At 37.1% G+C, this 7,471-nt stretch carries 4 protein-coding genes and 2 pseudogenes; 4 read left to right on the top strand and 2 right to left on the bottom strand.

Annotated features, from left to right (window positions below):
* Nucleotides 1-662 precede the first annotated feature (662 nt).
* Together ACP6PM_RS32265 and ACP6PM_RS32260 are read right to left on the bottom strand one after the other, a co-directional pair.
* Nucleotides 663-947: a YggT family protein gene (locus tag ACP6PM_RS32265; protein WP_426590945.1), complete on the bottom strand. Its 285-nt coding sequence runs from the start codon at nt 945-947 to the stop codon at nt 663-665.
* A gap of 110 nt (nt 948-1,057) precedes the next feature.
* The gene (locus ACP6PM_RS32260; protein WP_426590944.1) at nt 1,058-2,230 is read right to left on the bottom strand and encodes an RNA-guided endonuclease InsQ/TnpB family protein; all 1,173 of its coding nucleotides are present in this window, start codon (nt 2,228-2,230) and stop codon (nt 1,058-1,060) included.
* A gap of 572 nt (nt 2,231-2,802) precedes the next feature.
* Here ACP6PM_RS32260 and psbX point away from each other — a divergent pair.
* From psbX to ACP6PM_RS32240, 4 genes and pseudogenes are all read left to right on the top strand, one after another.
* Nucleotides 2,803-2,922, top strand: a complete 120-nt coding sequence (gene psbX, locus ACP6PM_RS32255; RefSeq protein ID WP_293141669.1) for a photosystem II reaction center X protein — start codon at nt 2,803-2,805, stop codon at nt 2,920-2,922.
* Nucleotides 2,923-3,221: 299 nt separating this feature from the next.
* The gene (locus ACP6PM_RS32250) at nt 3,222-4,109 is read left to right on the top strand and encodes a Ycf66 family protein (protein WP_426590943.1); all 888 of its coding nucleotides are present in this window, start codon (nt 3,222-3,224) and stop codon (nt 4,107-4,109) included.
* A gap of 1,456 nt (nt 4,110-5,565) precedes the next feature.
* Nucleotides 5,566-6,702 (top strand): annotated as a pseudogene (locus tag ACP6PM_RS32245) (trypsin-like peptidase domain-containing protein); the annotation flags it as partial.
* 531 nt (nt 6,703-7,233) lie between these two features.
* A pseudogene (locus ACP6PM_RS32240) lies at nt 7,234-7,471 on the top strand (hypothetical protein); the annotation flags it as partial.

Raw genomic sequence — 7,471 nt, 5'->3', positions numbered from 1 at the left:
AGCTTAGTTAGCGTAAATATTACGCTAACTATTTTCTTTTTGTCCAAAGTCCAATCTATTAAGTAGGTGGGTTTAATTATCCGTAAAATAGCAATGGAGATTCAGAACGGTGAGAATCCATTGATAACTTACTTCTGGGTTCTTTTTCAGATTTTTTGTTTTAAGGTTTATTTATGCCTACCTACTGAAAGGAGGTGAGTATCATCTTGCCTGTCTGTGGAGGCTTCAAGAATTAATAATTGATAATGAATAATTGATAATTACCTCTCCCTAAAACGGATTGGATTGACGCGAAGCGTGAAAATTTTTTCTTCTCAAGGGGAGATTGGATATGGCGAGGTCTCCTCGCCATCCCATTCTGACGGAATGCTCCGCAAACGACCGCTTGTTTCTCCTTTAAAGGAGAGGCTTTTTACCTTAATTATTCGGTAAGATATTAATCAGCCTGAGAAGGAGAAAAATTCAGAAACTTGGATACAGCTATCCTTGTTTTAGAGAAGCTCACCTTATAATTTTCTAATCTCCGATGTAGGAATGAGAATTAAATAAATTCCAGAATTTTTTTGAAGAACTCACAAGATCGGGAGCTTAGGCAATTCAACTTTCAACTTCTGTAGATAATAAAATCCTAATTAGTTAATGGGAGAGAACTTCACTTTTAGCTACAGCATCATTTTCAATAAACCTTGCTGACCCAAAAGCACTTCCCGCAGTAAGCTGAAAATACCTACCCAAATAATAGGGCTAATATCTACCCCTCCCAGAGGCGGTACTATTTTTCTGGTGGGAACTAAGAATGGTTCCGTAGGCCAAAAAATCAAATTAAATGGAAATTGATTGATATTTACCTGGGGATACCATGTCAGAACAATTCGGAAGATAAATAAGAAAGTCATTAACCCTAGGATAATACCTAAAGTCCAGTTAGCTAATGTCAGATAGTCCATAAAGCCAGCTAAAAATTAACTTTTGTCAATAAAACCAAGATTATTGTATTGCAATTGACATCCTCCCGACGCTGCTCTACGAGACAGCGCGGGATTCCCAAGCATCGCTGTTAGGGGCTTTCTGCTTCAATGCACCCGTATAAGCGAGATTTACTCTCTTCGGGTCTTACGGTCGCTCCACAGACTGACACTGCGAGTCCCGCAGCCAAAATATTTATACTTGCGTTGATATCTCGATCATGGTGGCTACCGCACTTCGGACAATCCCACTCTCTAATATTGAGAGGTAATTTTTCCACTACATGACCACAGTTAGAGCAACGCTTAGAACTAGGAAAATATCTATCAATTTTTATTAGTTCCCGTCCATACCATTCAGCTTTGTAATCTAATTGCCTGACCAACTCTCCCCAATTGGCATCTGATATGGCTCTAGCTAATTTGTGGTTCTTGACCATGTTTCTTACTGCCAAGTCTTCAACTACTATCGTTTGGTTTTCTCTAATTAGTTGGGTTGTCAGTTTATGAGTATAGTCAAGTCTTGAATCTTTTATTTTTGCGTGTATTTTGGCTACTTTGAGCCTAGCTTTTTGGTAGTTATTAGTTCCTTTGGTTTTTCTATCTAGAGACTTTTGGGCTAACCTCAGTTTTTTATGTAACTTCTTTATATTCTTTGGGTTCGCCACTTTTTCTCCATCACTGGTAGTTAGTAAACTGGCGATCCCTAAATCAATGCCAACTTGTTTGTCCACTGGCTTAAGTTTTAAATCTCTGGTGTCATCAACTCTCAAAGACACAGACCATCTTCCAGAAGGCTCTAGTTTGACAGTAATTGTACTAGGTACACAACCTGCTGGTAGTTGCCTACTCCATCTGATAGGTAACGGTTGAGCACATTTGGCTAGATATACTTGACCATCTTTCCACTTAAATGCAGACTTGGTAAAATCAGCACTGCCACCGTTACGCTTTTTCTTGAAGTTAGGATATTTAGCACGTCCACTAAAAAAGTTGGTGAAAGCAGTCTGTAAATGTCTCAAACCTTGCTGCAATGGTACACTACTTACTTCAGTAAGAAAATCTAAATCTTCCTGTTTTTTCCAGGAGGTAAGCATAGCTGAAGTTTGTTTGTAGCTCACTCGCTCTTTGCTCTCATACCAAGCTTGAGTTCTAGCAGCTAAAGCTTTGTTGTAGATGAGGCGTACACATCCCAACGTCCTCCGCAACAGATTTTCCTGTTCTGGAGTTGGGTATAATCTAAATTTGTACGCTTTTTCAACCATTCACTTCACTGTTTACTTATTCAACACTTACATTTTAACAGATTATTTGTGAATCCTCTGTTATTGATTGGTTTTCCAATTGCGTCGCTCCCCTGCGGGAGAGCGCGGGTCTTCAACCAACGTTGAGATAAGTTCCTACCCTGGGGTGCTATGCCAGTCCCCTGGTCTATGACCAGACGGTTAAATCAAGAGAGGGTGGGTTGAGCTAGTGCCACTCATAAAAGTACCTACCTCTAAAATTGTCGAGACAAACTTTACCCCAGTAATGGATCTTTCAGGGGTATTATACCAGGCGTGATAAATGTTTGCTACAAATAAATTTTAGGTGGTAGGCGCTAGGTTTTCTTTAGTCAGAAAATCTTGATTTTGCCAGTATCGGAAGTTAAGTTTTCAACTTTTTTTAGATCAAGTCCAAAATTATAGACCAGGGAACATCAAATTCTCCAGAAAAGCACCCTAAAAATTAGACCTACTTCCAGATGCTAGGGAAAAATTTTGAGTAAATGGAGTAAATGATAGATTAATATTGAAAACTAAAGGAAATCAATTTTTGTAACAAAGGGTAATAATTTATGACTCCTTCTTTATCAAACTTCTTCTTCAGTCTGTTGGCGGGAACTTTAATTGTAGTGATTCCGGCCACAGTTTTTCTGATATTCGTCAGCCAAAAGGACAAAGTTACCCGTTCCTAGACTCTGGATATTTTTCTTTGTGATTCAACCTTTGAGTCACATTAATCTAGAAGAAAGTCTTCTGTAAAATTAACCTGACCTTTATTTCAAACCTCAGCTAAAGTAAAGGGGAGACAGTGGTAAAATTGTCCAACCCCGACAAACTGAGGTTTTTCTCTGTTAAATTGAGAATGTATTATCAGACAAAGACAAATATTAAGTCAACTTTATATATATAAATAGCTTAAAGCCTTAAGACCAGGCTAGGGTAAAGATTGTTAACCCGAACAGCTAACTTGTGACTGATTAGGAGATTTATAATGGTAAATTTAGGATTCGGATTTCAGACTCTGATGGGAGTAATTCTGGCCTTAGCTGGAGCAGGCCTATACTTTCTGCGTACATGGCGTCCGAAGCTAGCAAGAGATCACGATATTTTCTTTGCAGCAATTGGCCTACTATCTGGAGGTATTTTAGTATTTCAGGGTTGGCGACTAGACCCAATTTTAGCTTTTGGTCAGTTCTTATTAACTGGTTCTACTATATTCTTTGCAGCAGAAGCCATAAGTCTAAGGGGACTGACAACCAAGCAAGCTAGGGAACGCACACCTGTTGTGGATGAAGAACGGTCAGTTAGTCCTGTTTATAGCTATGCAGAAACAGAGTTTGATGAACTAGAGCCTTATGAAGAATATCCTGCTAAACGTCGGATCAGAGGGGCTGAAGATTATCGTTCTTCCAGAGCAGATTATTATGAAGATGACTATCCCCGTCGCCCTCCCACTCGCAGAAGTAATTATGATAGACCGGGAGAGCCAAAAGGAAAATTACGCAAGCGTAGTACCCGTCCTGAAGATTATCCAAGGTCATCTGAAGATTGGGAAACTTCTGTAGATCCAGAAAATAGACTACCTCGTTCTCGTAGTCGCGATAACTTTGCTGATGCCAATGGGCAGGAAAATAGACCACCTCGTTATAGTAGTCGAGATAGTTGGGAGAGTGCAAATGATGAAGAAAGAGTATCCCGTGGCCGTAGTACTCGGTCTACTCCCATAGCAAATTATTCAGAAGAAAGACCTCCTAGAACTAGAAAAGTTCGTCCTCCAGAAGCATCATCTCCTCGAAAAGAAGTGACTCCTACAGATTATGTAGAGTATACCCCTATGGACTCTGTCGATCCTGATGTTCATGGTTCTACAAACTCTTAATACCAGTAGGAATGAGGCGGGGATAGTTATTTTGATTGGTATTTAATGGGGAAAGTAAAGATAAAAATTCCTAGTTTCCTCATTCCTTATATTTTTTCTGTAGCTGAATTTCACTTTGGTAAGATATCGTTTAATAACTGTTAGATAGTAAACTGTAAAAAATTAAAAGACTTTACTTCTGCTGATTATTAGTTACTGAAAAGCTAGGTTAATAGGAAGGTTCATTACTCAAAATTAGTGAGTGAATTTACAAGCAAAGATTAAGACAGCTTATTGTCTTAATCTTCGGTATGTTCGGTGGGTTATGGCTCCTAGTTAAGAGTTGGGTTCGCAACTATTAAGTATTGCCAGCTTTTTATGTCGGCGACAGCAGTTTCAGTTTTTCTTTCCCAACAAATCTAACAAATACTGAGAAATATAGCTGAGTCATTTAGGTCTAGATTATGATTTAGTTAAAGCAAACAAAGAAGGAAAAATGACAGAGAAACCCTGGATAATAAAATATAAAAGAAAAAAAAGTAATGGCTACAGTTAGTTATTCACTGACAGACATGAAGAATTAAAGGCAATTAAATTAAAGATTGAATATAAGGAAATATCCTAGCACTTTTCTCTTGGTCGATTGGATATGTGGTGTCGCTGCGGGACATGAAAAGCGTTAGCGTTAGCGAAACTCCTCTGTTAGCGTAGCTCCTCCGGAGGAGGCAAGAGGCAGCTCCTCTGCAAGAGCGAGAGACCTCGCCATCCCATCCTACGGACTGCTCCGCAAACGACCGCTTTTTCTCCTATGGGGGGAGGCTTTTAACCAAGGTATTTATATCATGTCCGGTAGCATCAGTATTGTAAGGTAAGGAAGAAGAAAGAAGGAAGAAGGAAAAAAGGTTTAAAAGCTGGAAAACACTTAAATTTCCTGTAGATATTCACCCTAGCTTTTACGCAAACGATACCAGCGGACATGATATTAACTAATAATTATTAATTATTCGGTAAGCATTGGTTGAGTAAGAATATCTTCTACATCCATAAGTATTGGAATCCAAATTTTGCCTATGGCTGAAACTATTAAGATTTGATGAGTTTCGTAAATCCTAACTTATTTAGACAAAATAATTATTCTCAGGTAGATTAATAAGTAGTTTAGAGCAGTAACAAAGTTAAATATAAATTGAATAAAAATTGTATTCATAACTAATACCAGGCGTGATAAATTTTTGCTACAAATAGTTACTGCTGCTTAGGAGTCAAGTAGGAAATATGTCGAATTTGCGACCTATAGTCAGGAAGAATAGAATCTAAAATCTAACTATTTTTTCTTTTTATGTTGAGTCTCTATTTTTACTACAAGAGAGATTAAAATAAAGTTCTTTGATGGCTCAAGCTTATTTGTAATATTATTTTTTTTCACGCTTGGTATAACTAAAAAATTAGTTATCTAAATTAGATTCCACAAGCAACAATGAATGTCAAACTTTTGCAAAAAGCTACATCAGGAATATTAGTAGTAGGTATAGGAGTAGGTGCAAATTTAACTAATTTTTCTGTTGTCAATGCTCAAATAAAACCAGATAAAACCATAAAAATTCGGCACAAAAATCAAACAGAATCAATACTTGCTCTTAGTATAGAAGAACAAACTAATATTCGTGTTTATCAACGAGCAAATCAAGCTGTAGTCTCCATAGATACAGATAAAACAAACGGTAGCGGTACAATTATCTCTGCCGATGGAATGGTATTAACTAATGCTCATGTTGTCTCCCAAGGTGGTATAGTACAAATCACTTTAGCAGATGGGAGAAAAGTTAAAGCAGATGTCATAGGCTTTGGTGAAAAAGGTTTAGACTTAGCAGTTCTAAAAATTAGAGGAGAAACAAACCTTCCGATAATTAGAATAGCTCGTCCTGGTTATACAAAAGTAGGTCAGCGAGCTTTTGCCATTGGTAATCCTTTTGGTAGATTTCAAGGTACTCTTACTGTAGGAATAGTTAGTCGCATAGATCGAGAAAGAGGCTTGATCCAAACAGATGCAGCGATTAATCCAGGCAACTCTGGGGGACCATTATTGAATAGTGCTGGAGAACTCATCGGTGTTAATACTGCTATATTTACTCGTGGTCAATTAGGGGGTAACATTGGTATTGGCTTTGCCATATCTATAGATAGAGTCCCGGAGTTTCTCACGGCAGTTCGAGAAGGACGAGCACCTTTAGTCGCTCAACAGCAAACTGCGATGTTTGATGAACAGCTTGCTAAACAATTAGAGCTTAGTGCTTTAATAGAAGTAAAAGGAAATTTAGATCGAGAATCTAATGTATTACCTGTAGACAATAGTTACTATGATCTTTACGCTTTTGAAGGTAAAGCAGGTCAAAAAATTTCTATTGATATGAGCAGCAACCAAATAGATTCCTACTTAATTTTATTAAACTCAAACGATCAAGAATTAGCTCAAGATGATGATAGTGGTGGAGAGAAAAATGCCAGAATTATAATTACATTACCAGAGGATGGAACTTATAAGTTATTAGCAAATTCTTATGAAGCAGGAGAGTCAGGAGAGTATCAGTTGAAAATTGAGGCAATTTCACCTAGAATTAGACCTTTCTTTGAACGAGAAAGGATAAACTATTATAGATAAGTTGTCTAAAATCTTCTCTAGTATTGATTTATAGGAATATAAAATTAAAAAAATAGAGTGGAGATTTAAAACTGAAGCAAAAATTTAATAGATAAAAATGTTAGAATCAACTGATTAAAACTAATAAATACAACAGTTAATAGACTTGATAATAACCATTGGTTTGGAAATCAAAATAAAGATGATTATGCTGAAACTATCTAATACCAATGACCAGAAAGTTTGCCATGATTGGATTCTATATTTATATTTAAACCCCGTCCTTAACGAAAGGATATTTGTGGCGTCAATTCTTGGTATTTAATAAGTTCTATTCTTTTGAACGTTATTTTTTCCAGCTCCTAAGTATAGCAATATTTTTAATAATTTGTATAACTACTGACTAAAATCCACCCTAAACTTTTTTAGTTAATAATTATTTGTGATTATTTCCCACTATGCTAGTAGGCTAGTTGGAGAATTTAAGTAATATATTTGAGGTGATTAATGAGTCAAGCAAGATTTTGGGCGATCGCTCCTTTTAGTCTACTAACTATTCTGGGAAAACCTTCACTTTCCCCTCTATTTCCACCCGATCTGGTGTTTGTCAATTCTAGCTATATAAATGAAATCTTAACTAACTCGGAAATTTTAGCCCAGGATAATTTATCTCCAGAAGCAACCCCACTGCCAGAAACTACTCCCACTCCAGAAGCAACCCCACTGCCAGAAATTACTCCCACTC

The sequence above is a fragment of the Dapis brunnea BLCC-M229 genome (genome assembly GCF_050015995.1).
In the GTDB taxonomy this organism is placed as follows: Bacteria; Cyanobacteriota; Cyanobacteriia; order Cyanobacteriales; family Microcoleaceae; genus Trichodesmium.
Note: the sequence above shows the minus strand (reverse complement) of the source record. Positions and strands in the feature narration are given on the sequence as shown.